This window comes from Bacillus sp. FSL M8-0063, assembly GCF_038005545.1.
Lineage (GTDB): Bacteria > Bacillota > Bacilli > Bacillales > Bacillaceae_G > Bacillus_A > Bacillus_A wiedmannii.
This window is the reverse complement of the sequence record NZ_JBBOTJ010000001.1, coordinates 2,813,369-2,839,801: the sequence shown is the minus strand read 5'-3', so window position 1 is coordinate 2,839,801 and position 26,433 is coordinate 2,813,369. Positions and strand designations below refer to the sequence as shown.

Here is a 26,433-nt window from a genome sequence, read left to right as displayed (position 1 = left end):
AAGGTGTCGATTATGAAAATTGAACATGTAGCAATTTGGGTAAATGATTTAGAAGGTATGCGTGATTTCTATAAACAGTACTTCGGTGGTGAAGAAAATAGCTTATATCACAATCCGAAAAAGCAGTTTGAATCTTATTTTATAACTTTTGAAGGTGGAGCGCGTCTAGAACTTATGAGGCAAGTAGGGATAGACGATAATACACAAACACAAACAATAGGATATGCGCATATTGCTTTTTCTGTAGGTAGTAAAGAAAAAGTGAATGAATTAACCAATACATTAAGTGAAGCAGGGTACGCTGTGTTAAATGGCCCGCGTACTACAGGGGATGGTTACTATGAAAGTGTAGTAAGTGACCTTGAAGGAAACCAGATTGAGATAACAATCTAACATTATATTTATTAATAACTGATAAAAAATAAAACTTTGTTGTTCCCCCAAATGTTTACGAGAAACCTATTATTTCTTCAGAAAGGGGGACATAACAGTGAGTGAATTCATTTTTATTTTCTGTATATATCCATTGCTTATTTGTATTTTTTCAATAGCTGGGACATATAAATTAGGTGCATTTTATGTGATGCCAATGGTAATATTTCTTATTTTTCTTATGTTAAATGTTACATTGTATGATCCATCATTTTTCTTTTGGGTGGGCATGTATACTATTTTTTCATTCATTACTTCTTATATAACACTCTTATTTGTAAGGGGATATACAGCTGTAGAAAGTGAACGTTAATATCATTTGGTTATTTTTGGGGGAATAGGGATTTACGGTGAACGATAACAACCTCATTTCGCGTTATCATGACGGGAAATGAGGTTGTTTTATTTCTATATACACTATGTAATGTTTTTTAATTGGAGTGCTGAAACTCCTTAATAATTCTATCAATAACAGGAGGAAGATTACTAGGTAACGCATCTAGCGGAAAGAAGCGTAGTTCTTTCGATTCTGTTTGGTCGCATACAAGTTCACCATTGAATTCGCGGCAAATATAAACAACGAGTACACCGTGTACTTAATCGCCGTTTGGATAGATTTGAAAGAAATCTGGTCCTGAGTATGTACGGAATAGTTCTGGATTTTTGATGAAAAGTTCAGTTTCCTCATATACTTCTCGCTTTAAAGCGTCTTCTAACGTTTCGTTATATTCTAAGGCTCCTCCAATAATACCCCAGCGGTTAAAATCTGTACGGAGCTGCAGTAATATTTCATTGTTCTCATTTAATATAATGGCGTGTGAACCTATTAAAATAAGTGGATGATTTCCTACTAAATTTCTCATGTCTTCAATATAACCCATGTTATTTCTCCTTGCTTTTAATAATAGTTAGGAAGTTCTTTTAACATTCTTTCTGTTTTACGTGCTGTATAGGCTAAGTTATGATCATCTTTCGTTCTGAAAAATAATGTGCGTAAAAAGGTTTTAATGTTGGCACATAATATACAATACTCATTAAGTGAAAGGCGTTTTCTAATTTGAGGAAGCCTTTTTATTTTTTTATAAATAATTGAAATTAACTCATCTTGCGGAAAATCATGATATAGCATCGATAGTAACGGTGTAACAATTCGTTCATCTTCATTATTATGAAATAGATCCGATGGGATAAAAATTTTATTTAATAAACAATGAATTAATTCTTCATACCACTCAAAGGTCGTATAGGAATTGTGAACAATTTCAGTAAAGGCATCTGATACGTGGGCAATACAATGAGCCCATCCTTTATTTTCAATATAGCCTCGAAAATCCGTTTCTAAGTTTGTATATGAAATGAGTTTGTTTTTTATTTCTTCAATGTCCTCCTCTGTGAAAAAGTAGTGCGAGTTAGCGAATTGGAGTATTAGCGCAATTAATGAAACAGTGTAAGAACGTGTGAAAACCCCATCTGTATGTGGGGAGTAAATGTCATAATATAAATACTCATCACTTAAACAAGTTTGTAGAAGTAATTTCAGTTGATCATCCATAAGGAATTCATGATGAATGAAATGTGCAAAACATTTATATATAAGTTGGTAACGAACGTAACTATCAGTTGTTCCGATATACTGAAGCATATTGAGCGTTAACTCATTCAAATCTATATGTTGCAGTTGCGTATAGTCATTTTGTTGTATAAGCTCTAACTGTTGTTGCAATGCTGTAATATCCAATGGAGAACCTCCTCCGCACTTTAAAGATGCAATGTTTTCTAGTATTCTATATATTCAAGGACAATCCTGCTCATGCAAGGAGAACAAGTAGAAATTCTAGTATGATATAGATGAGGGAAGTATATGATGACTATAGAACAGTTAGAAAAACATTTTAAAATAAGAAGAAATGCTTCTTCTATAATAATAAAAGAAAATAATGCAGAGCCTTTTACAGAAGAGAAATTAAAGGAAATCATGCAATATTGCGTTGCTGAGGCTGAAAAAGAGGGAATAGAAAACTTGCATTTTGAAATTTCTTCAAAAAGCCCAAATTATGATGTGTATAAGAAATGTTTCGAAACGTATTCATTTGAATATGCTACTGAAAACATGATTGTGTTTAAGGATATATATGAAGTAGAAGATGTAGAAAGTGATATTAATTTTAAGCTTATTGAAGAAGTAGGAGAAGAAGCTTTTTATTCTCTTTGGAACGAGATGACAGAAGAACAAGTCACTTATGATCAATTTGTAAATATGATGCTACAAGAAATTGGTGAGCAATGGAAAGAACATTGTTTAACAGCGAGTATCGATGAAGAGCCGATAGGGATTGTAATCCCGCATATTGAAAAGGGGACGTTAGAAGAAGGAAAACTAATGTATTTCGCAGTGGCTCCAAATATGCGAAATAAAGGGTATGAAGCAGCATTCTTTACAGGGGCAATGTTTGTCTTAAAAGAAATAGGTGCATCTTATTATATTGGCGAGACAAATGTACAAAATGAGTGGATGAAGGATGTTTTTGGGAAGAATGGATGTCAGCTGCTTAGTTCCACTGAGCGATATGTGAGGAAGTTTTAGGAGTACTATCTTGAACTTATTTAGCGGGAATCCGTGTACAACTTATGAACAAGTAAAAGAACTTCTTGCCTATTTGTAAGATAAAAAGAAAAATGAGAACGACAAAATAGATATTCCTATAATACAATAGAGAAAGATTCGATTATATGAGAAAGCGTTGGTGAAAGAATGGAGCAGCAAAGAAATTGGTTACAAGCAACTGTAGAAAGAAATGAAGACAATACGTTACATATAAAATGGGAAAATAATATAGAAGAAGTTCGCATTTATTGGAGTACTTCACCAGAGCATATTGAGGAAAATGGAGAATTACTTGCAACGGTAAATGGAGAATCATCATATACAATTGTAAACCCGAGTGAAAATGAGCGTCCATATTTTAGACTAGTTGGAAGTAATGGACAAGCAGTGACAGTAGCTGAGCGTAGATTACCATTAAAAGGCGCGTTTAACTTCCGTGATATGGGAGGATATGAAACGACTGAAGGTCGTAAAGTAAAATGGGGCAAGTTGTACCGTTCTGAAGAATTAGCAGGACTAATAGAGTGGGATATAGACTATTTACAAAAGTCTGGCTTAAAGTTAATTTGTGACTACCGTACAGACTTTGAAGTGAAGCATAAGCCGAATCCAGAAATTACAGGTGCTCGTCAAGTATGCTTACCAGTTATGCAAGACTTGGCGAAAGACTTGAACATAAATGAATTTTTCCAAGTTGGTGACCTTTCTATGTTAGGGAAACCAGGCGAGTACCTTGTGAAAATGAATCAAGATTTCGTAAGTGGTAATGAAGCATTCGTGAGCTTCTTAAACTTAGCGCAAAACCCAGAAAACTTACCGTTAGTAAACCACTGTACAGCTGGAAAAGACCGTACTGGATTCGGATCAGCACTATTATTACTTTTACTAGGTGTACCGGAAAAAACAGTAATGGAAGACTATTTACTAAGTAACGGTTTCCGTGAAAAGTTAAATGAAAAAATGATGGCCTTTTTAGGTGCAAAACTTCAAAACGATGAAAGTAGAGCGATATTAGGTGCGATGTTTGAAGCGCGCGCTGAATATTTACAAGCTGCGATTGATGAAGTGAAAAAGCAATACGGTTCAGTTGAAGCGTATGCTGAAAAAGCACTTGGCTTTACGAAAGAGTCGTTAGAGGAAATGAAAGCATTATTGCTAGAAGATAAATAATGAGGAGGGAGGCTAATTGGATTAGCCTCCTGTTTCTATTATGAAATTTTTCGTTGCCTTATTATTCCTATTACAATTGGAATAACTGTACCAATTAACAATATCGGTAAAAATAATTTTCCAAAACCGCCGCTCCAATTTAAAGCGATTGAAATTGTTTCAAATTGGATGAAAGCAAAGATAAGTAAACAGACATTTTTTAATTGATTTAGCATTTTTCTACTATTCAAATAAAACTGCTTAGCATTTGATTCATTCAATCTTTGTGGGTAGTTATGAACTTCTGGAAACTTTTCTAAAGTTTGCATTAATAGGAGTATGAAAGCTCCTATTAATGGCAGAAGCAAAAGTTGCCACTTTGATCCCCAGCGATCTACATCCCCATATGCGTTATAATGTGCGGGTACTTCCTCGGGTAATCTTCCCCAAATAATAATCAAAAAAATGATTGATCCAAAGAACAATGAATATCCAATGATATCTCCAACCCATTCACTTTTTGTTTTTGGGATTTGTATTTTCGGTCTTCCCCATGAATTTACTATGTTGTTCCGCCCCCTTTCTATTCCTGTATTACCCTTTTAAAAATTGGATTCATTATCCAAATTATCTCAAATTTATAGTGTTTTCACAATTAATTATTTTTGAATAACATAACTCGTGTGCCTAAAAGCAACTTTAAGTTCTCTGTACAGATACTATTTGTAAAGGGAAAAAGTTCGACTTAAGAGTCAATTAATGAGAAAATACAAGTTGTAAATAACGTACTAGTTGAGGAGAGCATAATGAAATATAAAGTTATATTATTCGACGTAGATGATACATTATTAGATTTTCCTGAAACGGAAAGAAATGCTTTGTATAACGCGTTTGTACAGTTCGGGATGCCTACAGGGTATAATGATTATCTTGCAAGTTATAAAGAGATTAGTAATGGATTATGGAGAGATTTAGAAAATAAAATGATTACGCTAAGTGAATTAGCAGTAGATCGATTTAGACAATTATTTGCCGTTCATAATATAGAAGTAGATGCGCAGCAATTTAGTGATGTATACCTTGAAAACTTAGGGAAAGAAGTACACCTTATAGAAGGTGCAGTGCAATTATGTGAGAATCTACAAGATTGCAAGTTAGGTATTATTACAAATGGATATACGAAGGTGCAACAATCTAGAATTGGAAATTCGCCTTTATGTAATTTCTTTGATCATATTATTATTTCAGAAGAGGTTGGTCATCAAAAACCAGCACGTGAGATTTTTGATTATGCATTTGAGAAGTTTGGAATTACTGATAAATCAAGTGTATTAATGGTTGGAGATTCGCTAACTTCTGATATGAAAGGCGGAGAAGATTACGGCATTGATACGTGTTGGTATAATCCGAGTTTGAAAGAAAATATGACAGGTGTTAAGCCGACTTATGAGGTGGAGAGTCTGCTACAAATTTTAGGAATTGTGGAAGTGGCGGAAGAAAAGGTAGTTTCATTTTAATCGTGTTGATATATTTTGAGTTACGGTAGATATGTTGGAAAAATCGTCGATATAATTTGAGTTGCGTTCAATTTATAGGTAAGATCGGTGTAATAACTAGAGGTGAGTGAAAGATGTTAACGTTTTTATTTGAGTTAGACAAGAGTATTCCGCAGAAGGATGAGCCACGGTATGCCGCTTATGCAAATGGCTTTATTGAAGGGGATTTAACAATTCGCGCGAGTGACAGCGTATTTTTTCAGAAGCCATGCATGAAGGTTGCAGAGCTTGGCATTTATTTAGGACAGTGGATGGAACAAGTGCAACATGGGCAGAAAGAACAATTGAATTATGAAACGAGTGACCGTGAGGAAGTAATTCTCGGATTCGTATATGAAGAGGAAGATCAGTGGAGAGTTTTTTCAAGTTGGCAACAATTTGAACTTCAAGAGCGTATATCAACTACAACATTAGTAGAGAGCGTTCAACGTTATTTGAATGAGCTCAATAAGGAACTGCGCGCGATAGAATATCCTGTGACGTTTGATCAGTACTTAAGAGGAGAGCGAATGATGCAGCTTTCTTATAAACGACTGTGTGATAGTAAAGCGGATACGACTTCGATAGAGGTTTACAATGGAAGCAAAGGAGTAGGCGCAGTACGGGGCTATTATAAAAATACGTTGATGAGAGTGCTAGACTTTATTCCGAAAGTCGGTAGTAATATCATTTATGAAATAAAGGATAGTAAGGACAATATTCGCGTTATTGCAAAGGATGTAAGTAGGCAGCGTCAAAGAAGGATTTTAGTAACGTACATCGATCATAATGATACAGAGCATGAAATACTTGTATGTGACGGAAAGTTACTAGATGCAAACTTCTTATTTACCTTTACATATAAGACGGAAGAATATGTTGTTCACAAAACTACAATTGGGCTTGGAAAGTTATTACGAAACGGCTATGTAATTGCAGATTGGAATATTCGTCTTGAGGAAGATATGTATTACATTGAGATGAATGTATATGATGAGGGGTATATAGAGGATCAATACTTACTATTAGGCGTATTTCATGCTGTTTTGTATGGGTGATAAATGAAAAATACCGGTATTCTTTGTGAAAAGAATGCCGGTATTTTTATATGATTTTGTGTCCTCAATTAATCCTCAAAAATAAAAATTTCATCAATGGTACTATGAAGAGCCTTCGCAATATCGTGAGCAAGCTGTAAGGAAGGGTTATATTTTCCTTTTTCGAGATGACTAATTGTTTCACGGCGTACACCAACAGTTTTCGCTAAATCTTCTTGTGTCATGTTCGATTTGGCGCGGTATTCTTTTATTTTCGTTACGAACGCCATGGTGCATCTTCCAATTCATCAACTGGTTTATCGTAAAAGAACATAGAGAAGCCGAACGTAAGAATGAGTGTGCTGAAAATAAGAGCGATATCAATCTCTTGTAGCACCGGGTTTGGAAATAACATTTCAATAAACATAATGACAGCGGTAGTTAGTAATGTAACGATAAAGGCATTGCGGCATGATTTATTGACGATTTGTTCAAATAGTTCATCGTGTTGAACCGTTCTATACGTTGTGAAAAAGGAGAAGAAACAGAACATAGTAAACAACCCTTTTTCATAAAAAAAAACGAGGAAACCGAAGAAACCGAGAAATCCTAAATATTTTATCCAAGTTGTTTTCATAATAGGTCCTCCTTACAATGTTAGAAATAATTCACGTTATGTTATAAATACATCACATGTGGAAATGTATAGTAATAATAGTTTTCCAATTCTTTTCATAATAATAGTAAAAAGAGGAAATATAATGCGAAATAAAGAGGATAATATTGTAAAATGGTTGTAAGGAGGGGGAGGAAGGAATGCTAACTTGGATCATGATCGTTGTATTACTTGTAGTGATTACTGTAGTGGCAACGGTGTTAATTGGGCGGAATGGTGATGCGAATTATAGTAAAGCGACAAAAGGGAATATTAAACGGCTGACAATGATTTATATTATACTAGCTGTCTTTTTAATCGTTGGATTAGGTGTGTATATATATTTTAAAGGCTAAAAAAACTGAAAAAATATAAAAATCTAAAAATAGAAGTATGCTATAATATTGATATAGTTATTTGGTAATTAAGGAAAGGATTGGATGGAATGATTGAAATTACGAATGTGTCAAAAAGTTATAATGGGTCTACCTATGCAGTAAAAGATTTAAGTTTATCTGTGCCTAGCGGAGAAATTTTTGGATTTTTAGGGCCAAATGGTGCGGGAAAATCAACGACAATTAAGATGATTACTGGTATTCATGGAGTGGACAAAGGGACGATTACGATTAACGGTAAAGATATTATGAAAAATCCGATGGAAGCGAAAAAGACGTTTGGTTATGTTCCAGATAGCCCAGATATGTTTTTGCGATTAAAGGGAATTGAATATTTAAACTTTATGGCAGATATGTATGAAGTGCCGAAAGAAGTACGACAAGAGCGAATCGAGTCTTTAGCGAAGAAATTTGATCTTTACAATGCGTTATCGGATCAAATTCAAAGTTACTCGCACGGTATGAGACAAAAAATCGTTATTATTGGTGTGCTCGTGCATGAGCCAGATGTATGGATTTTAGATGAACCGTTAACGGGGCTTGATCCGAAATCTGCATATATTTTAAAAGAAATGATGAGAGAACATGCGGATAAAGGAAAGATTGTATTTTTCTCTACACACGTATTAGAGGTGGCAGAAAAAATATGTGACCGCGTCGCGATTATTAATAAGGGAAATCTTCAGTTTAAAGGGAATTTAGGTGAAATGAGAGATCATTTTAAATCCAATGAATCACTTGAAAAAATGTTCTTGGAGATGACGGGCAATGAGTAAAATTTGGACGTTAACGAAAGTATTATTAAAATTAAATTATGCAGATTTTATAACAGATAAGAAGAAGCGATGGGCGTATGTATTTTCATTTGCAGCCATTTTATTTGTTGGCTTTTTAATATTTGGTTCGATGACGCACGGATTGTATGAAGGGATGAAACATTTAGGGCAAGACCCAGGAATGATTATCGCAATGGGACTTGCGATTGCGAGTATATGGGTATTTTTAATGAGTATAACGAACATTTTAACTGTATTTTACTATAGTAATGACATTGAAATGTTATTGCCGTTACCATTGAAGCCAGCGCAGATTATTTCGGCAAAGTTTTTAACGGTATTAATTACACAATACGTAATGAGTTCATTTATTTTATTACCAATCTTTATTACGTACGGGTTAAAAAGTAGTGCATTTATTACATATTACATATACATGATTTTCATTTACTTACTCTTCCCGATTGTGCCGTTAGTATTAGCTTCATTACTAATGACAGTTATTATGAGGTATACAAATATAGCGAAAAATAAAGATCGAGGCAATATATTTATTGGAATCGTAAGTATACTATTTATTGTAGGAATTAATGTGTTTTTACAGTGGAAAAATAAAAGTTCGTTTTCTGAAGATGCACTTACGAATTATCTTGCGAACAACGAATCTTCTCTTCTAGTACAAATGACAAATTATTTTCCAACTACATATTTTGGGGCAGTGGCATTAGTAGAAAATGCAAATTGGAAGGGTCCTTTATACGTAATCATCTTTGCACTTATTTCATTTGTATTTTTTGTGTTGTTTTATTACATTGCAGAGCGTACATATTTAAAAGGGGTTATTGGACTTTCAACGAGTACAGCAAAAAAAGAGGTCATTTCAGCAGAAGGTTTACAGAAATCAACGGTACAAAGTTCACATTTGAAAGCGTATGTGAAAAAAGAATTTAAAACGTTATTCCGTACACCACAATTTTTCTTAAATTGTATCGTACAAACTTTTGTTATGCCGATTATGTTATTCTTTGTTTTATTCGTGCAAGATGGGAATTTAAAGTGGATCACAGGGTATATTGATAATCCAAAATCAGCAGGACTTGCAATTGGCGTTGGTCTTTGTGCATCGTTATTTTTAATGGGAAGTAACGTCATCGCAACAACGTCATTTTCACGAGATGGAAGTTCATGGTTTGTGAATCGATATTTACCAGTAAAAGCTTCGGATATCTTTTTTGCGAAAGCAATCACTGCTTGGTTAATTAATGTAATTATTTTAGCAGTATTCGGTATTACGATGGCAGTTGTAGCAGGGATTTCTCCTGTGTTCATGTTACTGTGGTTTTTACTAAGTGCGAACGGGTTATTGTTAATTAATTTAATCGGTACACGTTGGGATGCACAAACTGCAGATATACATTGGGATACAGAGCAGAAATTATTTAAGAGCCGATATACAACTTTGTGGAATTTTTTAGCTAATATTTTTATAGCTTTAGTTATTGTAGCGGGAGTAAGTTTATTATACTTCTTCCTTCAAGTAGGACTATGGGTTATGTTTATCGTTTTATTTGTAATGTTTACGATTGTAAATTATATCTTCATTAAAATTTTAAAATTAGGTGCAGAACGCATATTGTCAAATATTGAATAAAAAGATAGATCCTCTGTATTCGTGCAGGGGATTTATCCATAGATGGAGGAGAAAAGGTGAAGAAAATAGCAATTGTAACAGGGGCAACTCGTCTGAATGGAATCGGTGCAGCTGTATGCAAGGTGCTTGCTCAAGAAGGGATAGACATTTTTTTCACGTACTGGTCTCAGTATGATAAAGCGATGCCGTGGGGAATGCATGACAAAGAGCCCTTTTTGTTGAAAGAGGAGATTGAAAGTTTAGGTGTTCGCTGTGAAATGGCAGAAATCAATTTATCGCATTCGTATTCACCAAATCGTTTGTTTTATATGGCCTCAGAACGTTTAGGTGATCCATCTATTTTAATTAATAATGCAGCGTATGCTACTCATACGAGAATTGAAGAATTAAATGTAGAACAGTTAGATAAACATTATACAGTGAATGTTCGCGCTACTATGTTATTAAGTTCATTATTTATAAAACATTATGCACTGAAAACGAGTGGCAGTATTATTAATCTTACTTCAGGACAGTCATTAGGTCCGATGCCAGATGAATTAGTATACGCAGCAACGAAAGGAGCAATTGAAGCATTTACAAAATCAGTAGCACCAGTTGCGATGGAGAAGGGGATTACAGTGAATGCAGTTGATCCAGGGCCGACGAATACAGGATGGATTACAGAGGACCTGAAGCATCATTTAGCATGGAAGTTCCCGCAAGGTAAAGTAGGAGAACCGTCAGATGCAGCGCGCTTAATTTCTTTTTTAGTAAGTGAAGAAGCAAAATGGATTACGGGGCAAGTCATTCATTCGAACGGTGGTTACTCATAAATATATTATGTTAACAATTATTGAGAAACAAAAAATGAAAGAAAATTTTATTTTTTTGTATAAATAAAATGTCAAGAAAGATAAAAATTTGATAGGAGAGTACATTGTCATATGAAGATAGTAATTCTTCATGTGACAATATACTCTTTTTCTTTTACTACAGAGAAGAAAAATGAAGTAGAAGAAACTCGAATATTCAAATTGGTTTATCAGTTTTTGTACGTATTATTATGAAGATTACTGTCGGAAAGATGGTGATTCGTATGAAAAGGGATTTTTTAAGGGGAAATCGAATCGTAAAGGGGAGGATAAATAAAGTAAACATAGGGGGATTTATATGAAAATGAAAAAGGTCGCTATCGCATCGATAACAATTGGTACAATGCTTACTATGGCAGCTTGTAGTCCTTCAGCAGAGAAAGAGACAGAAAAGAAAGAACAAGTAACAGCGCAAAATGAAGGAGAAGCAAAAACGACAAGTGTAGATGAGACGTCAAAAACAACGAAAGATACTGAAAAAGATACAAATACTTCTTCAAATGAAAAAAACGATAAAGATGCAAAAAATACGAAAGAATCATCAGGAACAGAAAGTAACGGTAAAACGTCATCTCAAAATGAGAATGTAAAAACAAAAGAAAAAGAGACGACAGGAAAAACGAATGACGAAACGACTAGCGGAAAAACGACAGATCAAAGTACAAGTACAAACTCAAACGGAAAAACAACGAAAGATCCGAAGAAAAGCGTAGCCGTGAAAACAAATGTAAAAGAAGTTGCTGCATTAATTGAAAGCTTAGACAAGCAATTAGCAGCGAATCCGAAATTAGAAACAGTAAATAAACTTGGAAAACAAATTAATGAAAAGTGGGATGTGATTGAGAAAGAGTTAGAAGCATCACATCCAGCTGAATATAAAACAATTGGGCAAAGTATGTATCCGTTAATTGTAGGAGCGGAGAAAGAAAAGATAGATATTACTAAAATGAAGTCTTTAACGACGAAAACGAAAAAAGATTTAAATCAGCTAATAACGAAACTTTCGTAGTTTCAAAAGCCTACTGTGGAAGTAGGCTTTTTTATTTTTTTGTAAAAGCCTAATTATTTTCAATTACGATACGAAATGAACCGAATGCTTGTTGACTGACATAATCTTCTTCACTAGTTTTATAAGGAAATGGAAAAGCGACGAACTGAAAACTACTTTCCTGATCCACTGAAGGCAATGTGAAATTGAAAATTTGTCTCGTTTCAGGTGCGACCGCAGTATAAACGATTTTTTTATCATTAAATATTTCAACTTGTTCCCAATCTTTAAAGGCCACGATTGCGTAAGTCATTTCATCTTTTGTTTCATTACCGTTTGATAAGGTTAATTGTCTGCCTTCTTTTTCAGAGAAGACAGTTTGTAATTTTCCTTCAGTTTTCGTAACAAATAATGCTTCATAAAGACCATCTTTTAAAATAGCATTTGGTTGTATAAAGGTGAGTTTTATTTTTTTGCTTCTCTCCTGAGAGGAATTTATGGAGTATCGCATACTTAAAATCTCTTCTAATATAACCGCTTTATTTAAGTCATTATCTTTTAATTTATATTCAGGTTTTTTAATTATAAAAAGGTTAATTCACTTGCATTAGGAGAAGTGTGTAAAGTGATTCTCGTAGTAATTGAACTATTTGGTTTCATATCAAAAGAATAGTGTAATACTTCATTAGCAGCTTCTTCTATTTTAAAAGGCTTTTGTTCGTAATCTTCTAGGACAATTAATCCATATTTTCGGTCTTCATCAACATTATGTATGAATGATAACGATACATTTATTTTATTATTCTCCATAGTAATTTCACTACCATTATTAATATGTTGACCTTTAGTATTCTTCAATCCGTAAGAAATAGTATTGGTTTGTTGCTCTCGCTTATTTTCTGTAGGAGATGTATGTGGTTGTATGATTGAAGTAGGGAACAAAACATAAATGATAATTAACGAAATAAGTATAACACTGATAATAATATACATTTGTTTCATAAATAGCACCTCAATATATTTAAAATATAAGAGAAAAAAGATATGCAAGATGCATATCTTTTTTCTCTTTCTTACCAGGAAGCTTTTGTTTCATGATTTACATCATTATAACCATTTAATTTATAGGTATGATTACCAATAGCGTAATCATCTCCATAATAAACACTTGTGTGGGTCGCTGTAGCACTTACATAAGTTGATTTTTTGGTACTATTACTTTTCGTATTCACTAATGAGCCATCGCCATTGAAAGTTCTTGCTTTTGCATAAATATAGTCTTCGGTCGTAGTTGATTTCGATTTAGCAACTGCATATGGGTTACCAAAAAAGGGAGTATACACGCTAATATTAGAGTCATTCTTTGGTGCAGCTGCAACAGTCAAACTAGGAACACTAGATGTTTTTGCTGATTGAACTGTATCATAGTCAACTAAAACAGGCTGCCTGTCTGCAGCACCCACCTCTGAGGCACTTGCGTTATTAGTAAAACCAAAACCTAAAACCGCTAACCCTAAAGTTGTCACCGCTAAAGATTTTTTCATATTCACTAATTTTCCCACCTTTTTAAATTTTTGAGTTCGAACTCAATTCAAACAATATATGAAAATTTTGAAACTCTCAATAACTTGTCCCATACTTAACTTACCTTTTACTTTTGATTCAACATTTCTTCATTTGTAAAAAATCGAATATCTCTTCTAATGCTTAGCCAGCAAGGGAAACAGGTTTAACTTTATGAAATTCGTGTAAATTTTAATCTATTCATTTCATGATCTCTGTTATTTTTAAGGTTATATGGGAAACTTATCTAAAAAAGGATGGTGATAAAAATGACAATCGATCGGGTTTGTACAATTGGGCCAGCAAGTAATAATAAAGAAACGTTAGCGCAGTTAATAAACAATGGTATGAAAATAGTGCGGTTGAATTTATCACACGGCACACATGAAAGTCATAAAGATATTATTCGTTTAGTAAAATCGTTAGACGATTCTATTAAAATTTTAGGCGATGTACAAGGTCCTAAAATAAGGTTAGGTGAAATAAAAGGAGAACAAATTACACTTCAGGCGGGAGATTCTTTTATTTTACATACGCAACCAGTTACAGGGAGCAATAGAGAAGCAAGTGTTGATTATGCAGGAATCGCGAATGCCGTGAAAGTTGGCAGTAGAATTTTAATTAATGATGGCGAAGTTGAATTAATCGTTGAAAAGATAAGTACGGATAAAATAGAAACAAAGGTGAAAACAAGTGGTAATATCTCATCTCATAAAGGGGTGAACTTACCAGGGGCAATCGTTAGTTTACCAGCTATTACAGAAAAAGATAAAAAAGACATTCAGTTTCTTCTAGAAGAGGATGTTGATTTTATCGCATGTTCTTTCGTAAGAAAACCTAGTCATATAAAAGAAATACGAGATTTTATACAACAGTACAAAGAAACTTCACTGAATGTAATTGCCAAAATAGAAACGATGGAAGCGATCGAGAATTTTCAAGATATATGTAAAGAAGCAGACGGAATTATGATTGCAAGGGGCGATTTAGGAGTAGAGTTGCCGTATCAATTTATTCCGCTCTTGCAGAAAATGATGATTCAGGAATGTAATCGAACGAATACATATGTTATTACAGCGACACAAATGCTTCAATCAATGGTAGATCATTCTATTCCAACAAGGGCTGAGGTAACTGATGTGTTTCAAGCTGTACTGGACGGAACGAATGCAGTTATGCTTTCTGCTGAAAGTGCATCAGGCGAGCATCCGATTGAAAGTGTAAAAACATTACGTCTCGTTTCTGAATTCGCTGAGCATGTGAAAAAAGACGGTCCTTTTGTGATGAAAGATGTATTGGAATTGCTGCATAAGTCTTTGGATGAGTGATAAAGTGAAACTTTAATCAGTGGGGGTTTTGTCCACCCCCCACTGATTATCAGCCCTCATCAATCGGGCTCTTACTGCCCGGCGAATAGCGGGATAAATAAAAAGAGGGCGGATATGCATCCACCCTCGTGTTTTTCATTCATATTATTCTTGCTCTTGCTCATCCAAAATTTTATCAAAAGCAGCAGATACTTTATCAAACTCTTCATCATTTTCAATGTATGAAAACTCATTATCTTCTTCTACTTTTAAAAAGAAAATATCAATGTCTTCCTCAGATTCTGTTTGAATGTCTTCTACGAAGGCAACCGCAATATATTCTGCGCCTTCGACATCCATCGCTCCGAGTACTTCTACTTCCTGATCCTCATTATTCTCATCACTGAGAGTAAACACTTCGCCAACTTCAATATCAGACATATCCATTCTCCTCCTGTTCGACTCTAAAAAATAGAGCGCTCAAACTGTATACATACTAACATATCTTTCCATGAAAAATCAATTTCATACATAAGAAAAACAACTGATTCTTCAATAGAATAAGTATTTAGCTAGGAGAAGTTTTATTTGTGAGTGCTATATTACTAAATCCATTCAACAATTGTATCTATAGTCTGTCTTGTTTTATCACGCTTTGGCTCTTCTTTACGGTAACCAAAGGCAACCATAACAGATACTTCAAGATTATCATCTTTTATAATACCTTCTTGACGAAGTAAAGAATCTACTTTCTCTTTATCAAATCCTTCTATTGGACAAGAATCAATGCCGATTTGAGCTGCACTCGTCATCATATTACCTAAAGCAATATAAGATTGCTTAGACGCCCAATCAAATACAGCACGATCCGATTGTAACAAGTTAAAATCGGATTCCTGGAACTTTTTGAAGAATTCATATCTAATTTTTTGAGTGTCTTCAGGTAATCCAATAATATCGTTCATCATATATTTAATATACTCTGCATCATAATGCATATCTTTAATGTTTCTTGAAAGAACAATGACAAAGTGACTTGCTGTTGCAAGTTGCCCACCAGCGCCCCATGAATACGGTTGTAGTTTTTCTCTTACTTCTTTATTTTGTACGACAATAAATTTCCATGGTTCATAACCAAAAGAAGAAGGAGATAATCTGCCTGTTTCTAAAATGAATTTAAAATCCTCTTCTGAAATTTTGTGCATAGGATCAAACTCTTTACATGCATGTCTGAAATGGAAAGCCTCCATAATTTTTTCTTTTGTAATTTGTTTTGTATTTGTCATAAAAGTACCTCTTTTCATTAATTTGTTTTTGTAAGTAAATTATATTTTTGAAGTAACGTAGAAACAAGTACGCACATTTTTGTGTTATAGTATCAAAAAAGATACTATTGGTAAGGGAAGGGAGTTATGATGGATTGTTCGAATGAAAATAATATAAATTACCCATTTCTAAATAAATATTCTTGTCCAGTTGAAGCTATGGTTGAGGTTATTGGTGGAAAATGGAAAGGGGTTATTTTGTATCATTTATTAGATGGTACAAAGAGGTTTAATGAATTAAAAAGATTAAAACCTAATATCACACAAAGAATGTTAACACTGCAGCTGAGAGAACTTGAAGCAGATGGCATCATCCATCGTGAAGTATACCGTGAAGTTCCTCCGAAAGTAGAATATTCGTTAACTGAGCTTGGTGAATCACTACGTCCAATGATTCTATTAATGATGGAATGGGCAACTCATAATATGGAGAAAGTTTTGGAGAGTAGGAATACGAAAAATAATAGTTAAGAGTTGTAGAAATAAAAGGTGTTTTCCATAGGTGAAGACACCTTTTATTTCTATATTTTTTACTTTTTAACTTCAACTGCTGAAATTGCAAAGTCATTCAAGTTTACAGTTTTACCATACCAATCAGAGTGTTTGAAGACGATACCTTTACCATATTCTTCAGTTGAAGTACGATCCCATAGCGTTGTCGAATAGCTAGCAGTAGGGGATGCTGTACTTACAGAAGAAATTCTATTTTGCCAATTAGGAGGCAAATTTTTAAAACCGCTACTAAGAGAAAAATACTCGCCACCTTTATTTGCATGTTCATAGAAATCTGTACTATTAGGTCCGCTCCCTCCAACACCAAGGGGATTGATTGTATTATTCAACCTTTGTTTGTCTTTTTCAATAAAAGAATCTAAACTTTCTTTGTTCGAAAATCCATAAGATAACCAGTCTCCATTTTGATTTTGTTTCGGTAGAACTACAGTTATTTTTACGTCTTCCTTAGATGGAGCATCCAATTTGTTAAACGAATCTACAGTCTTTTCATCTACAGTTACATATTCAAAAGAGCTAATCGAATAATCCTTTTCGGTACTAGCTGATACTGAACCCATTCCGCCAGTTAATGCTGTAATGGCTACTGCTGCACCTACTATTAATTTTTTAAACATGAATTCATCTCCTTTAAACTTAGATTTTTTGCATAACTAAAATGTATGTTAATCGGAGTTTATTGTAAATATTTAGAATTTTATAAAAATGAAACAGAATATTCTTTTATTTGTCTGGAGTAAGAAATGCAAGTTTAAATAAAAAAGGATTTACTTAAAAAGTAAATCCTTTTTGGGTGTTAGTAATAAGCTTAGTTTGTGAGATGATTTTGTGATTTGCTAACCTAATTCAAAACTTTACTGATTAAAGTTTTATATTATCCAGCTATGAATCATACACTTCTTTTTTATTTGTGGAAGCAGCATCTAATAAAAGGAAAATGGCTGCTATAATATGTAGAACGATGTTTATATAAGGAAAGAAGGCAACTAGAGTAACGATAATACCTATATAATGAGCGTACGTATTCATGCCTGCTTTTTTAGCTAATAAAATAGTAGTGATATGTAAAGCAATCAATAGTAGTAAAGGTATCCCATCTAGGTTAACAAGACTTGGAAATATATAATAGCAAGGAAGTAATAAAAGATGATAGATTCCTGTAGTCCACTTTATTGCTTGTATGTAAGTTTTCAAAGTAAATCCTCCTAAAACAATCAATATCTATATATTACCAAAAATAATAGGTGATTGGATATTAAATACTTGTGGTTTTTAGTGGAATATAATTATTTTATGTTAACTAATTGTTTCGTTATCTATAAAATAGAAAAACCACCCAAACGAGGGTGATTCGTATTATAAATAACTACTTAAAGAAGAAAGGGGAACCTTCACCTCACTACCTTCCTTCATATTCCGCAGCATAACGGTTTCTGTACTAAGTTCTTCTTCACCAATAATAAGCACATAAGGGATATTCTCTTTATTTGCGTAATTAAGGGCACGTTTTAATTTGCGGCCTGCTAGTTCGAGTTCGACTTTTAAGGAAGTTGTAGAACGTAATTGCTGGGCAATTTGTAAGCATTGTAATTCTGTCCCGAGTGGGATGATAAATACATCCGCTGTAGATGATATCGTTTCTTTCTGTGAGAGTGCTGTATAAATAACGTCTAAACCGAATGAAATACCGACTGTTGGATAGTTCATGTTATCACCACGGAATGCTCCGATAATATTATCGTATCGACCACCGCTACCGATGCTGGATGTAATCGAGCTATCTTTTAAAAAGATTTCATACACGGTACCTGTATACATTGTAAGTCCTCGTGCTAAAAATGGATTGAATATAGCATTTTCATTTATTCCAAGAGCGATTAAATATTGTTGTAATTGTTGTAATTCGTTTACTCCATCGGCAACGAGTGGATTATTAAAAGTGTCTTTAAAGTCAGCAATTGAAAGCTTTAGACAAGATAAAACGGTATTACATATCGTATCAGCCATTTCTTCAGAAATTCCGCGCTCTAATACATCTTTTCGTACACCATCAATCCCAATCTTTTCGATTTTGTCTAATGATAAAATGACGTCACTCGTTCGTTCAGTAGGGATGTTAATGGACTCGAGAATGCCGTTTAACAATTTTCGGTTATTATATTGGATCGTTACTTCTAAGTTTAACGTTCGGAACAGCTCAAACGCCATACTCATAAGTTCAGCTTCTGCCATGACTGATTCTACACCGACTATATCAACATCACATTGAATGAACTCACGAAATCGCCCTTGTTTAATTGGACCATCTCGAAATACTTTCCCAATTTCATACCGTTTAAAAGGGAGGCGGATGTTCGGATTCATCGCTACGACTTTTGCGAATGGAATGGTTAAATCGTAGCGTAAGGCAAGGTCACGTTTTCCTTGATCTTGAAGCGTATAAATTTCTTTTAAAATTTCATCGCCACCGCCGTACTTGTAAGACATAAGCTCATACATATTTAACGTAGGTGTTTCTAACGGTTTACATCCGTATCGTTCAAACGTATCTTCACAAGCTCTTTTAATTTTATTTCGCAACACTTGTTCCTCTGGTAAATAGTCTTTCGTTCCTTTTACATTTTTCATTTCCATTGTAATCTCTCCTTTTTAAATTTAAAAAAGCTATGCAGGTATAAAAATACCCACATAGCTTTATGAACGCTTCGTGGGTCAACAGGAAAAGCCCTGTACCCACGAAGAAAAATTTTTCTTCGGATACACGGCATTACGTATGATGATGAAGTTGGAAAGAAGTATTAATATTTCGCATGACAAATCTCTCCTTAACATAAGTTTTTCCAAATTATATCAGATGATTTTTGAATTATCAATATTTTTAGTTTTGAAATATAGGTGAAGTTATGTAGGATAAATGGAAAAAGGTGTATAATAAAACTTAATAATATGAAATAACCTTTTAAGGAGAAACCCATGAAAAAAGATAAAACAAATGCGATGCGAATATTAGATAAAGAAAAGATCGAATATTCGATGATGTCATATGATCCGGACGATGGAAAAATTGATGGCGTATCAGTAGCTGAGAAAATTGGACGAGAAGTGAGAGAAGTATATAAAACGTTAATCGCTCAAGGGAATAGTAAAAATTATCATGTGTTTATCATCCCGGTAGATGAGGAACTAAATTTAAAAGCTGCCGCAAAAGCGGTCAGCGAAAAGAAGATTGAAATGATTCCTGTAAAAGATATTACGAAAGTATCAGGATACATTCGCGGTGGTTGTTCACCAGTAGGAATGAAGAAGTTATTTTCTACATGCATTGATGCGACTGCTCAATCGCTTGAAACAATCATTGTAAGCGGCGGGAAGATTGGTATACAAATCGAGCTGAAAGTGGATGACTTAGCGAAAGTAACGAGAGCGCAGTTTGGTGAAATAACGAAATAATGATACATAGGAAAAGAAGTTCTAGTTTTATTAAATTTAGATAAAGATTTATAGGATAATTAGTCCGTTTTGTCTTTGAAAGGTGTAGATTTTTTGAATACGAAATTAATCATAGTAGAAGGGCTTCCTGGCTTTGGGAAATCCACCACTGCAAGCTTGCTTTACGATATTCTAATTGAAAAAAATATTGACGCTGAGTTATTTCTTGAAGGGAATCCAGACCACCCTGCTGATTATGATGGGGTATCTTGTTTTGATAAAAGTGAATTCGAAAGTTTGTTAGTGAATAGTGGTAATTTTAAGGAAGTAATTAGTGATAGAGTCACGAAGCGAGAAAACAATTATTTATTGCCATATAAAAAAATTAAAAATGAATACAGCTCTAATTTTCCTGAAAATTTATTAAATGCCATTTTCAAAAATGATATATATGAATTACCGCTAGAGAGGAATATTGAATTAATAACTGAAAAATGGAGGGATTTTGTTGAAATAGCCAACAACGAAAATAAAATTTATATTTTTGAATGTTGCTTCATACAAAATCCATTAACAATCGGGATGGTTAAATATGGTGCAAAAAAAGAGAAAGTTATAAGTTATATTAATGCATTAGAGAAAATTATAGAGAAATTAAATCCAGTATTGTTTTATATAGAACAAGATGATTTGGAATTCTCATTCAGAAAGGTATTTAATGAAAGAGATAAAGAATGGTCTGCTGGATTTATTGAGTATTATACAAATCAAGGGTATGGGAAGATGAAAGGCTATCACGGTTTAGACGGAACAATTAAAGTTTTAGAAGCAAGAAGAGATATTGAAAGAGAAATATTTGATATGTTAAATATAAAAAAGACAAAAATTGATAATTCACAGTATGAAGCTATCAAATATAAGTCAATGATAATTGGAAAATTGGAATCACTTAAATTTCTAGATTAATGTAGTGCTTTAATTGCGCAAGAAACTAAAAACTTTTAACTTCCACTTTCGAAAATGATGTAAATAAGCTAATCACTGGATTCTCATAGAAAACTGTGGTGAGATGAAATTTTTGATTTTACAGCACTTCAAAATCTTAGCTAGATGGCTATGTATCGGTATCCCACAATAAAAAGGCAGGAACATTTCAAATATGTTCCTGCCTTTAATTTTATTAAGTTTAATATCTATGACTTAAATATAATATAATTTGGAGCTTTTTTTTATTTTAGATGAATGCTTCCTAACGGTTGATTTTGTTAACGAAAGTCGACTTTAAATCCATATTTTATTTCACTATATGAGGGGAATAAGACTTATAGCTCAAAGTGAGGAAGATTAATTGTTGGTAAAAGATCGGTTGTTGTAGGTGAATGTAGTTTAGAGTTTGGATTGTAAGTTTTTTCTGGTTGTTATTCATTGATGAATGAAAAATACTATTATTTTAACCTTTAAAAACGAACGTTAGGGATGATTCTGATAAAAATGTTCATATATATATTGCGTGCACACTAAAAGTTTGATATATTACCAATATAATAATTTTACACATCATCACTCGTATATACTCGGTAATATGGTCCGAGCGTTTCTACCTAGTTCCCAATGAAAGAACTGGACTACGGGTTAAAGTATTCGGCCGTGCTATTTTATGAGCGCTACCGTCTATAATTTGGCATTTGTTTTATCTTTTGCTCAATTAACTTTGACTACCGTAGTTCTAGAAAGTAGAGATTCTTCTACAATTTCTAGAACTTTTTTGTTTGGACCAAAAGCATCGAGTATAGAAAACAACAAGAGAAAGAGGAGATTATTTATGAAGAAGAATACGTTGAAAAAATGTGCTGCCCTAGTAACTACTGTTGCATTGTCATTCTCAATACTTGCGGGATGTAATGCGGGTCCAAAACAAGTTGAGGCAAAAAGTAATCAACAACCTCTTTTAATTCAAGGGCCAATGCCGATAGAGGCTGAGAAGTTTGCAAAAAGATTAAAAAATGTGAAAGAAGAAAAGTCTGGAACTTTCGTATTTTATAAAGGCACTGTCGACAATTATCCTGTAATCGTAGCGAAAACAGGTAAAGGAATGGAAAATACAGCAGCCGCTACAGCAGTGGCTATTGAAAAATATAAGCCTAAGGCGATTATTAACCAAGGAACATCAGGTGGACACGATCCAAATTTAAACGTATTTGATATTGTTTTAGGAAAACAAGTAGCAAACATAGGTTCATTAAAAACAACAAATATGGATGAGAATCAAGGAATTGAGCCGACAAAATGGATTTCTATGGACTTAATGGCTTCGGAAGGAAGTGCAGGAGAAGATCCAAATGCTGAGAAAATCCGATACTACGAGGGAGATAAGGATTTACTTGCAGCAGCTAATGCGGTAAAAGATAAATATACAAAAGGTAAAGTAGTGGAAGGTACGATTGGTTCAGCAGATGTTTGGAATAATGAAGTTGATAGAATTAAATGGTTCCATACAAAATACGGTACATTTGTTGAGGAAATGGAAGGCGCTGCAGCAGCGCAAATCGCAAAAGCGTATGACGTACCATTTTTAGGAATTCGAGTGTTATCTAACAATAAAACAAACGGCGGAAAATATAATCCAAACACAGCAGCGGCAAATCAAGAATATGTTTATGAAGTAGTTAAAAAATATATAGATTCAATGCAAAGTAAATAGTAGTAGTTCTGTCCCAGTATAAACGTCAAGTAACTGTAAATGTTTTCGAGATGGATAAACTTGTCTTAGGAATGGTAGTTGAAAAAGAAAAGCTTGTTTCTTATAAAAAATATAAGAAACAAGCTTTTTTATTTAAAATAAATTGGGTAATTAAACTATAACGTCAATGTTTATCGTTGAATATCATAATAATATAATGGAGGTGATGTTATATGGCTCTTACTACAGGACCAATTGAAAATGTAGGAAATCAACCTGCTAATGCAAATAGAGTTAGGGTGAAGATCCTTAACCGTACTGCGGGCCCACTTACTGGAGTAGCTAGAGTTTTTAGACTTGACGGTTCATTAGCATTAATTGAACAGATAAACTTCAATGTGAATTCTAATGCTTCTACTTTTGCAACTCTAAGTTTAGTTCATCCTGCTTTTGGACAAGCATTTGAATATGAAGTTCAAATTGTTCCTAATCAACCTGGTGGACTATATAGTGTTTATGGACTAACAGCTGAAAGTGTTATCATTACTGCACAACGTGTTGTGAACTCAGAATTGACACAGTTTCTTTAATTAAAATAGGTTGGTGCCTTACATGGTATCCAATCTATTTTTGTACTTATTCTTCAGAGGAAGAAGGGTTTTACATAAAAAATAAAGACAGTTATAGAAAAAGGAAAAGTCGATTTATCAAATATGCATAATTGCATAAAAAAATTGAAATTTATGAGTTAACATTAAACTACTTTTTAATTGTAAGGAATATTTTAATAATCTTTACTAGAGAAGGATATTCCTTGTGAAAAGTGAAATTGCTTGAAAAGTAGATAAACCAAAAGTGTGGAAATGATACAGACTCAATAGAGTTTTTGTATTAAATAAAAAGAAAAGGGTGGGTATGGCTTTCTAAAAGTTTTTGGGGGTTAGAAAGCACTTTTTAGTTAATAGCTTCAAATTATATGTTAAAGGGGAAATGGGTATATGAAGTTTCGAAATACAAAGCTTGCTATGGTTACACTATCTTCATTTTTTATTTTAAGTACGGCATCTCTATCATTCACAGATATCATACACGGTGAAGTAGCTTCTGCATCACCACAAGAGATTACTGTAAAAAGCTATGACGATACATATTATAATAATGCAATAGGAAAAACGGGTTTAGAATTAAAGAAGGAACTTCATAATATTATTGATAATCATACAAAGTTATCATACAGTGCGGTTTGGGGAGCACTAAGAGATACTGATGAAGATCCAAATAATAAAAACAATGTGATACTCTTATATACTGGGCGTTCGCAAGGGAAACTTACGAATGGTTCAGGAGTTGATAATTGGAACCGAGAGCATGTTTGGGCAAAATCTCACGGTGATTTTGGAACGACTGCAGGAGCTGGAACAGATTTGCATCATTTAAGAGCGACGGATGTATCTGTAAATAGTTCACGTGGAAATCTGGATTTTGATAATGGTGGTGTGAATCATTCGGAAGCGACAGAATGTAAATACGATAGTGATTCTTGGGAACCTCGTGATAGTGTAAAAGGAGATATCGCTAGAATGCTATTTTACATGGCTGTTCGTTATGAAGGAGACAATGGGGAAATAGACTTAGAATTAAATGAAAAGGTGAATAACAATAAAGATCCATACATGGGCAAACTATCCGTTTTACTAAAATGGAATGAACAAGACCCGGTAGATGATTTAGAGCGAAAGCGTAATGAAGTGATTTTTACGAAATATCAACATAACCGTAATCCTTTTATTGATCATCCGGAATGGGTAAATAAAATTTGGAATTAAAATATTTAAAGGTATTTTTACTTTGAGAGAAGGGATTGATCATAGTGATCAATCCCTATTTATATCTATACTAGAATAAATGATTTTTATAGGATTGGAGAATAGAATAGATATTTTATTAAGTTAAGTATAATATGAGTCTTTTAATACGGTCCCCATTCAATATTCACGCCAATAATAAGAAAAATAAGTCCAATGATAAACCAAATGAATGCAAGTGGAGCCATAAATCGAATCCATTTTCCGTAAGAAATGCCGCTCGCTGCGAGAACGCCCATTAAAACACCGGAAGTTGGGTTGAGACAGTTCACTACACCTTCTCCAAGCATAACAGCTTGTACTGTAACTTGGCGTGTAATGTGCATGAAATCGGCTAATGGAGCTAATATCGGAATGAAAATAACAGATTCTCCTGTCCCGGATGAAATGAGGAAATGTAATGCTGCACTACTTACATACATACCGATAACGCCAAATACAGGGCTATGCCCTTCGAGAGACTGTGCGAGTTGGTTAACGATTGTATCAAGTAATTTCCCTTGTTCTAAAATGACTGAAATACAACGAGCCATTCCGACGATCAAAGCACCGTATATGAGATTTTGGCAGCCTGCTAGAAAAGTAGAAGCGATATCGTTTGCTTTCATACCACCTATTATTCCCGCTGTAATTGCTATGAAAATAAAAGTAGCGGTCATTTCTGCGTCCGTCCAATGTAGACGAAAAGCGCCTATTAAAAATGCAATTAACGATAAAGCTGAAACGAGTAAAATTAATTTGTCGCGTATTGTCCAAGGAACTTCTGTTTTCTTTATTTCTTTTTCGTTTGAAAGAGCGTTACTTGGAAACCAGTTGTCACCGAGAATGCTTCCTTTATTCGATTTCTTCAAACGTTTTACGTACCAATTAATATATAAAATGGTAGCAATTAAAAAAGAGATATAGATTGCTGTACGTAAACCAATCCCTGAAAACATCGGAAGTTCTGCGATCTTTTGTGAAATGCCTAAAGGTGAGGGAGATAATATAGTAGCATTAAAACCAGCATAAGTGCCTAAATAAATAATTGCTACGCCGACGATAGCGTCCCATTTTAATGTGCGTGCAACGATGATGCCGATGGGGATAAAGCCAATAACTGAGTTAACGATAATACCAGTCGTTCCGAGAATAGAAAAGAGTGCAGCGACAATACAAATGAAGAGTAATTGCTGATTGCGAAATTTATTAATAACATGATAGATTAAACCGTCAAGGGCACCTGTCTTTTCAAGAATGGCGATGGCTCCACCTGTAAATAAAATTAAAAAGATGATCGGAGCAGCAAGTGTCATTCCTTTTTCAATAGCGGTAAAAAAAGAAACAAACCCTACTGGCGATTGTGGAACAGAATGATAACTTCCTGGTATTGTCGTTGTAACAGTACCGTTTGTAACTCTTTTAAATTCTCCAGCAGGAACGAAATATGTAGCTATTGCACAAAGTAAAGCAATAAAAAATAGTAGTACGTACGCGTCAGGCATTTTAAACTTTCGTTTACTCGGCTGTTTTTTTGCCTCGGTATGTAATTGCATAAAACCCCTCCTTTTTCACTTGGTTAATTTTTAATATTCTGAAATTTATCTGTGAAATAGATTATAATAAAGGTGGCTTCTTAAGGCAATAGTTTTTCTATGCTTTTCCTGCACATACAAATTATTGAAACGTTAGACA

At 33.8% G+C, this 26,433-nt stretch carries 29 protein-coding genes, 2 pseudogenes and 1 riboswitch; of the genes and pseudogenes, 18 read left to right on the top strand and 13 right to left on the bottom strand.

Going from position 1 to position 26,433, the window contains the following annotated elements:
* Positions 1-12: 12 nt before the first annotated feature.
* Entirely contained in the window at positions 13-393 is a 381-nt protein-coding gene (locus MKX31_RS14330; RefSeq protein ID WP_064475867.1) for a VOC family protein, read from the top strand.
* Positions 394-490: 97 nt separating this feature from the next.
* Positions 491-745: a YbeF family protein gene (locus tag MKX31_RS14325; protein WP_001288566.1), complete on the top strand. Its 255-nt coding sequence runs from the start codon at positions 491-493 to the stop codon at positions 743-745.
* A gap of 118 nt (positions 746-863) precedes the next feature.
* On the opposite strand, the pseudogene MKX31_RS14320 reads toward MKX31_RS14325, so the two are convergent.
* Together MKX31_RS14320 and MKX31_RS14315 are read right to left on the bottom strand one after the other, a co-directional pair.
* Positions 864-1,313: pseudogene (locus MKX31_RS14320) on the bottom strand (NUDIX hydrolase).
* Positions 1,314-1,330: 17 nt separating this feature from the next.
* Positions 1,331-2,170: a DUF2785 domain-containing protein gene (locus MKX31_RS14315; protein WP_088059234.1), complete on the bottom strand. Its 840-nt coding sequence runs from the start codon at positions 2,168-2,170 to the stop codon at positions 1,331-1,333.
* A 123-nt stretch (positions 2,171-2,293) separates the two neighbouring features.
* Between MKX31_RS14315 and MKX31_RS14310 the strand changes: the two genes are divergently transcribed.
* Both MKX31_RS14310 and MKX31_RS14305 read left to right on the top strand, forming a co-directional pair.
* Complete coding sequence (locus MKX31_RS14310; protein ID WP_000988268.1) at positions 2,294-3,016, top strand: GNAT family N-acetyltransferase; 723 nt, start codon at positions 2,294-2,296, stop codon at positions 3,014-3,016.
* A gap of 168 nt (positions 3,017-3,184) precedes the next feature.
* On the top strand, positions 3,185-4,207 hold the full coding sequence (locus MKX31_RS14305; protein WP_340981025.1) for a tyrosine-protein phosphatase: 1,023 nt from the start codon (positions 3,185-3,187) through the stop codon (positions 4,205-4,207).
* Positions 4,208-4,245: 38 nt separating this feature from the next.
* Here MKX31_RS14305 and MKX31_RS14300 read toward each other — a convergent pair whose 3' ends face one another.
* Entirely contained in the window at positions 4,246-4,671 is a 426-nt protein-coding gene (locus MKX31_RS14300; RefSeq protein ID WP_000464977.1) for a DUF1648 domain-containing protein, read from the bottom strand.
* 321 nt (positions 4,672-4,992) lie between these two features.
* Between MKX31_RS14300 and MKX31_RS14295 the strand changes: the two genes are divergently transcribed.
* Positions 4,993-5,703: a YjjG family noncanonical pyrimidine nucleotidase gene (locus tag MKX31_RS14295; protein WP_088047137.1), complete on the top strand. Its 711-nt coding sequence runs from the start codon at positions 4,993-4,995 to the stop codon at positions 5,701-5,703.
* Between the two features lie 113 nt (positions 5,704-5,816).
* Entirely contained in the window at positions 5,817-6,779 is a 963-nt protein-coding gene (locus MKX31_RS14290) for a tubby C-terminal domain-like protein (RefSeq protein ID WP_088047138.1), read from the top strand.
* Between the two features lie 68 nt (positions 6,780-6,847).
* Here the strand turns inward: MKX31_RS14290 and MKX31_RS14285 are convergent, their stop codons facing one another.
* Both MKX31_RS14285 and MKX31_RS14280 read right to left on the bottom strand, forming a co-directional pair.
* Positions 6,848-7,048, bottom strand: coding sequence for a helix-turn-helix transcriptional regulator (locus MKX31_RS14285; RefSeq protein ID WP_061678929.1), 201 nt, complete (start codon positions 7,046-7,048; stop codon positions 6,848-6,850).
* Positions 7,036-7,395: a DUF3796 domain-containing protein gene (locus MKX31_RS14280; RefSeq protein WP_340981023.1), complete on the bottom strand. Its 360-nt coding sequence runs from the start codon at positions 7,393-7,395 to the stop codon at positions 7,036-7,038. The genes MKX31_RS14285 and MKX31_RS14280 overlap by 13 nt, the downstream gene beginning before the upstream one ends.
* A 179-nt stretch (positions 7,396-7,574) precedes the next feature.
* Here MKX31_RS14280 and MKX31_RS14275 point away from each other — a divergent pair, with 179 nt between their 5' ends.
* The 5 genes from MKX31_RS14275 to MKX31_RS14255 all read left to right on the top strand — a co-directional run bounded on the left by MKX31_RS14275 (position 7,575) and on the right by MKX31_RS14255 (position 12,098).
* Entirely contained in the window at positions 7,575-7,769 is a 195-nt protein-coding gene (locus MKX31_RS14275; RefSeq protein WP_222655244.1) for a hypothetical protein, read from the top strand.
* An 89-nt stretch (positions 7,770-7,858) separates the two neighbouring features.
* The gene (locus MKX31_RS14270) at positions 7,859-8,584 is read left to right on the top strand and encodes an ABC transporter ATP-binding protein (RefSeq protein ID WP_046957932.1); all 726 of its coding nucleotides are present in this window, start codon (positions 7,859-7,861) and stop codon (positions 8,582-8,584) included.
* Positions 8,577-10,235 carry a putative ABC transporter permease subunit gene (locus MKX31_RS14265; protein ID WP_000036858.1) on the top strand — a complete coding sequence of 553 codons (1,659 nt, stop codon included), beginning with the start codon at positions 8,577-8,579 and terminating at the stop codon, positions 10,233-10,235. Before MKX31_RS14270 ends, MKX31_RS14265 begins: the two co-directional genes overlap by 8 nt.
* A gap of 56 nt (positions 10,236-10,291) precedes the next feature.
* A complete protein-coding gene (locus MKX31_RS14260) occupies positions 10,292-11,050 on the top strand; it encodes an SDR family oxidoreductase (RefSeq protein WP_098111766.1) in 759 nt (252 codons plus the stop codon).
* Positions 11,051-11,387: 337 nt separating this feature from the next.
* Positions 11,388-12,098, top strand: a complete 711-nt coding sequence (locus MKX31_RS14255; protein ID WP_154131375.1) for a hypothetical protein — start codon at positions 11,388-11,390, stop codon at positions 12,096-12,098.
* A 49-nt stretch (positions 12,099-12,147) separates the two neighbouring features.
* On the opposite strand, the pseudogene MKX31_RS14250 reads toward MKX31_RS14255, so the two are convergent.
* Both MKX31_RS14250 and MKX31_RS14245 read right to left on the bottom strand, forming a co-directional pair.
* Positions 12,148-13,079: pseudogene (locus MKX31_RS14250) on the bottom strand (hypothetical protein).
* Between the two features lie 71 nt (positions 13,080-13,150).
* Complete coding sequence (locus tag MKX31_RS14245) at positions 13,151-13,627, bottom strand: XoxI protein (protein WP_340981022.1); 477 nt, start codon at positions 13,625-13,627, stop codon at positions 13,151-13,153.
* A gap of 270 nt (positions 13,628-13,897) precedes the next feature.
* Between MKX31_RS14245 and MKX31_RS14240 the strand changes: the two genes are divergently transcribed.
* Positions 13,898-14,968 (top strand): pyruvate kinase, encoded by a 1,071-nt coding sequence (locus MKX31_RS14240; RefSeq protein WP_340981021.1) that lies wholly within the window; start codon positions 13,898-13,900, stop codon positions 14,966-14,968.
* A gap of 144 nt (positions 14,969-15,112) precedes the next feature.
* On the opposite strand, the gene MKX31_RS14235 is transcribed toward MKX31_RS14240, so the two are convergent.
* Complete coding sequence (locus MKX31_RS14235) at positions 15,113-15,394, bottom strand: DUF1292 domain-containing protein (protein ID WP_002008111.1); 282 nt, start codon at positions 15,392-15,394, stop codon at positions 15,113-15,115.
* Between the two features lie 158 nt (positions 15,395-15,552).
* Positions 15,553-16,233 carry an NAD(P)H-dependent oxidoreductase gene (locus tag MKX31_RS14230; protein WP_340981020.1) on the bottom strand — a complete coding sequence of 227 codons (681 nt, stop codon included), beginning with the start codon at positions 16,231-16,233 and terminating at the stop codon, positions 15,553-15,555.
* A gap of 129 nt (positions 16,234-16,362) precedes the next feature.
* On the opposite strand from MKX31_RS14230, the gene MKX31_RS14225 reads away from it, so the two are divergent.
* Positions 16,363-16,743, top strand: a complete 381-nt coding sequence (locus tag MKX31_RS14225; protein ID WP_000340656.1) for a winged helix-turn-helix transcriptional regulator — start codon at positions 16,363-16,365, stop codon at positions 16,741-16,743.
* Between the two features lie 59 nt (positions 16,744-16,802).
* Here MKX31_RS14225 and MKX31_RS14220 read toward each other — a convergent pair whose 3' ends face one another.
* From MKX31_RS14220 to MKX31_RS14210, 3 genes are all read right to left on the bottom strand, one after another.
* Entirely contained in the window at positions 16,803-17,402 is a 600-nt protein-coding gene (locus MKX31_RS14220) for a hypothetical protein (protein ID WP_064475859.1), read from the bottom strand.
* A gap of 265 nt (positions 17,403-17,667) precedes the next feature.
* Positions 17,668-17,979 carry a hypothetical protein gene (locus MKX31_RS14215; protein WP_340981019.1) on the bottom strand — a complete coding sequence of 104 codons (312 nt, stop codon included), beginning with the start codon at positions 17,977-17,979 and terminating at the stop codon, positions 17,668-17,670.
* Between the two features lie 162 nt (positions 17,980-18,141).
* Entirely contained in the window at positions 18,142-19,419 is a 1,278-nt protein-coding gene (locus MKX31_RS14210; RefSeq protein WP_340981018.1) for a histidine--tRNA ligase, read from the bottom strand.
* A gap of 339 nt (positions 19,420-19,758) precedes the next feature.
* Between MKX31_RS14210 and ybaK the strand changes: the two genes are divergently transcribed.
* The 5 genes from ybaK to MKX31_RS14185 all read left to right on the top strand — a co-directional run bounded on the left by ybaK (position 19,759) and on the right by MKX31_RS14185 (position 24,720).
* Complete coding sequence (gene ybaK / locus MKX31_RS14205; RefSeq protein ID WP_064475857.1) at positions 19,759-20,235, top strand: Cys-tRNA(Pro) deacylase; 477 nt, start codon at positions 19,759-19,761, stop codon at positions 20,233-20,235.
* Positions 20,236-20,328: 93 nt separating this feature from the next.
* A complete protein-coding gene (locus tag MKX31_RS14200) occupies positions 20,329-21,180 on the top strand; it encodes a hypothetical protein (protein ID WP_088047143.1) in 852 nt (283 codons plus the stop codon).
* Between the two features lie 578 nt (positions 21,181-21,758).
* Positions 21,759-21,862, top strand: a riboswitch (purine riboswitch).
* A gap of 174 nt (positions 21,863-22,036) precedes the next feature.
* On the top strand, positions 22,037-22,915 hold the full coding sequence (locus tag MKX31_RS14195) for a 5'-methylthioadenosine/S-adenosylhomocysteine nucleosidase (protein WP_340981017.1): 879 nt from the start codon (positions 22,037-22,039) through the stop codon (positions 22,913-22,915).
* A gap of 212 nt (positions 22,916-23,127) precedes the next feature.
* On the top strand, positions 23,128-23,484 hold the full coding sequence (locus tag MKX31_RS14190; RefSeq protein WP_016129918.1) for a hypothetical protein: 357 nt from the start codon (positions 23,128-23,130) through the stop codon (positions 23,482-23,484).
* Between the two features lie 408 nt (positions 23,485-23,892).
* Positions 23,893-24,720, top strand: a complete 828-nt coding sequence (locus MKX31_RS14185) for an endonuclease I family protein (RefSeq protein ID WP_340981016.1) — start codon at positions 23,893-23,895, stop codon at positions 24,718-24,720.
* Positions 24,721-24,863: 143 nt separating this feature from the next.
* Here the strand turns inward: MKX31_RS14185 and MKX31_RS14180 are convergent, their stop codons facing one another.
* A complete protein-coding gene (locus MKX31_RS14180; RefSeq protein WP_340981015.1) occupies positions 24,864-26,294 on the bottom strand; it encodes a YfcC family protein in 1,431 nt (476 codons plus the stop codon).
* Positions 26,295-26,433: the final 139 nt, after the last annotated feature.

What these genes read in the sequence shown, in the direction of transcription:
- MKX31_RS14330 (WP_064475867.1), top strand. Translation starts at nt 13, where the DNA reads ATGAAAATTGAACATGTAGCAATTTGGGTAAATGATTTAGAAGGTATG.
- MKX31_RS14310 (WP_000988268.1), top strand. Translation starts at nt 2,294, where the DNA reads ATGATGACTATAGAACAGTTAGAAAAACATTTTAAAATAAGAAGAAAT.
- MKX31_RS14305 (WP_340981025.1), top strand. Translation starts at nt 3,185, where the DNA reads ATGGAGCAGCAAAGAAATTGGTTACAAGCAACTGTAGAAAGAAATGAA.
- MKX31_RS14295 (WP_088047137.1), top strand. Translation starts at nt 4,993, where the DNA reads ATGAAATATAAAGTTATATTATTCGACGTAGATGATACATTATTAGAT.
- MKX31_RS14290 (WP_088047138.1), top strand. Translation starts at nt 5,817, where the DNA reads ATGTTAACGTTTTTATTTGAGTTAGACAAGAGTATTCCGCAGAAGGAT.
- MKX31_RS14285 (WP_061678929.1), bottom strand. Translation starts at nt 7,048, where the DNA reads ATGGCGTTCGTAACGAAAATAAAAGAATACCGCGCCAAATCGAACATG.
- MKX31_RS14280 (WP_340981023.1), bottom strand. Translation starts at nt 7,395, where the DNA reads ATGAAAACAACTTGGATAAAATATTTAGGATTTCTCGGTTTCTTCGGT.
- MKX31_RS14275 (WP_222655244.1), top strand. Translation starts at nt 7,575, where the DNA reads ATGCTAACTTGGATCATGATCGTTGTATTACTTGTAGTGATTACTGTA.
- MKX31_RS14270 (WP_046957932.1), top strand. Translation starts at nt 7,859, where the DNA reads ATGATTGAAATTACGAATGTGTCAAAAAGTTATAATGGGTCTACCTAT.
- MKX31_RS14265 (WP_000036858.1), top strand. Translation starts at nt 8,577, where the DNA reads ATGAGTAAAATTTGGACGTTAACGAAAGTATTATTAAAATTAAATTAT.
- MKX31_RS14255 (WP_154131375.1), top strand. Translation starts at nt 11,388, where the DNA reads ATGAAAATGAAAAAGGTCGCTATCGCATCGATAACAATTGGTACAATG.
- MKX31_RS14240 (WP_340981021.1), top strand. Translation starts at nt 13,898, where the DNA reads ATGGTGATAAAAATGACAATCGATCGGGTTTGTACAATTGGGCCAGCA.
- MKX31_RS14235 (WP_002008111.1), bottom strand. Translation starts at nt 15,394, where the DNA reads ATGGATATGTCTGATATTGAAGTTGGCGAAGTGTTTACTCTCAGTGAT.
- MKX31_RS14230 (WP_340981020.1), bottom strand. Translation starts at nt 16,233, where the DNA reads ATGACAAATACAAAACAAATTACAAAAGAAAAAATTATGGAGGCTTTC.
- MKX31_RS14225 (WP_000340656.1), top strand. Translation starts at nt 16,363, where the DNA reads ATGGATTGTTCGAATGAAAATAATATAAATTACCCATTTCTAAATAAA.
- MKX31_RS14220 (WP_064475859.1), bottom strand. Translation starts at nt 17,402, where the DNA reads ATGTTTAAAAAATTAATAGTAGGTGCAGCAGTAGCCATTACAGCATTA.
- MKX31_RS14210 (WP_340981018.1), bottom strand. Translation starts at nt 19,419, where the DNA reads ATGGAAATGAAAAATGTAAAAGGAACGAAAGACTATTTACCAGAGGAA.
- ybaK (WP_064475857.1), top strand. Translation starts at nt 19,759, where the DNA reads ATGAAAAAAGATAAAACAAATGCGATGCGAATATTAGATAAAGAAAAG.
- MKX31_RS14195 (WP_340981017.1), top strand. Translation starts at nt 22,037, where the DNA reads ATGAAGAAGAATACGTTGAAAAAATGTGCTGCCCTAGTAACTACTGTT.
- MKX31_RS14190 (WP_016129918.1), top strand. Translation starts at nt 23,128, where the DNA reads ATGGCTCTTACTACAGGACCAATTGAAAATGTAGGAAATCAACCTGCT.
- MKX31_RS14185 (WP_340981016.1), top strand. Translation starts at nt 23,893, where the DNA reads ATGAAGTTTCGAAATACAAAGCTTGCTATGGTTACACTATCTTCATTT.
- MKX31_RS14180 (WP_340981015.1), bottom strand. Translation starts at nt 26,294, where the DNA reads ATGCAATTACATACCGAGGCAAAAAAACAGCCGAGTAAACGAAAGTTT.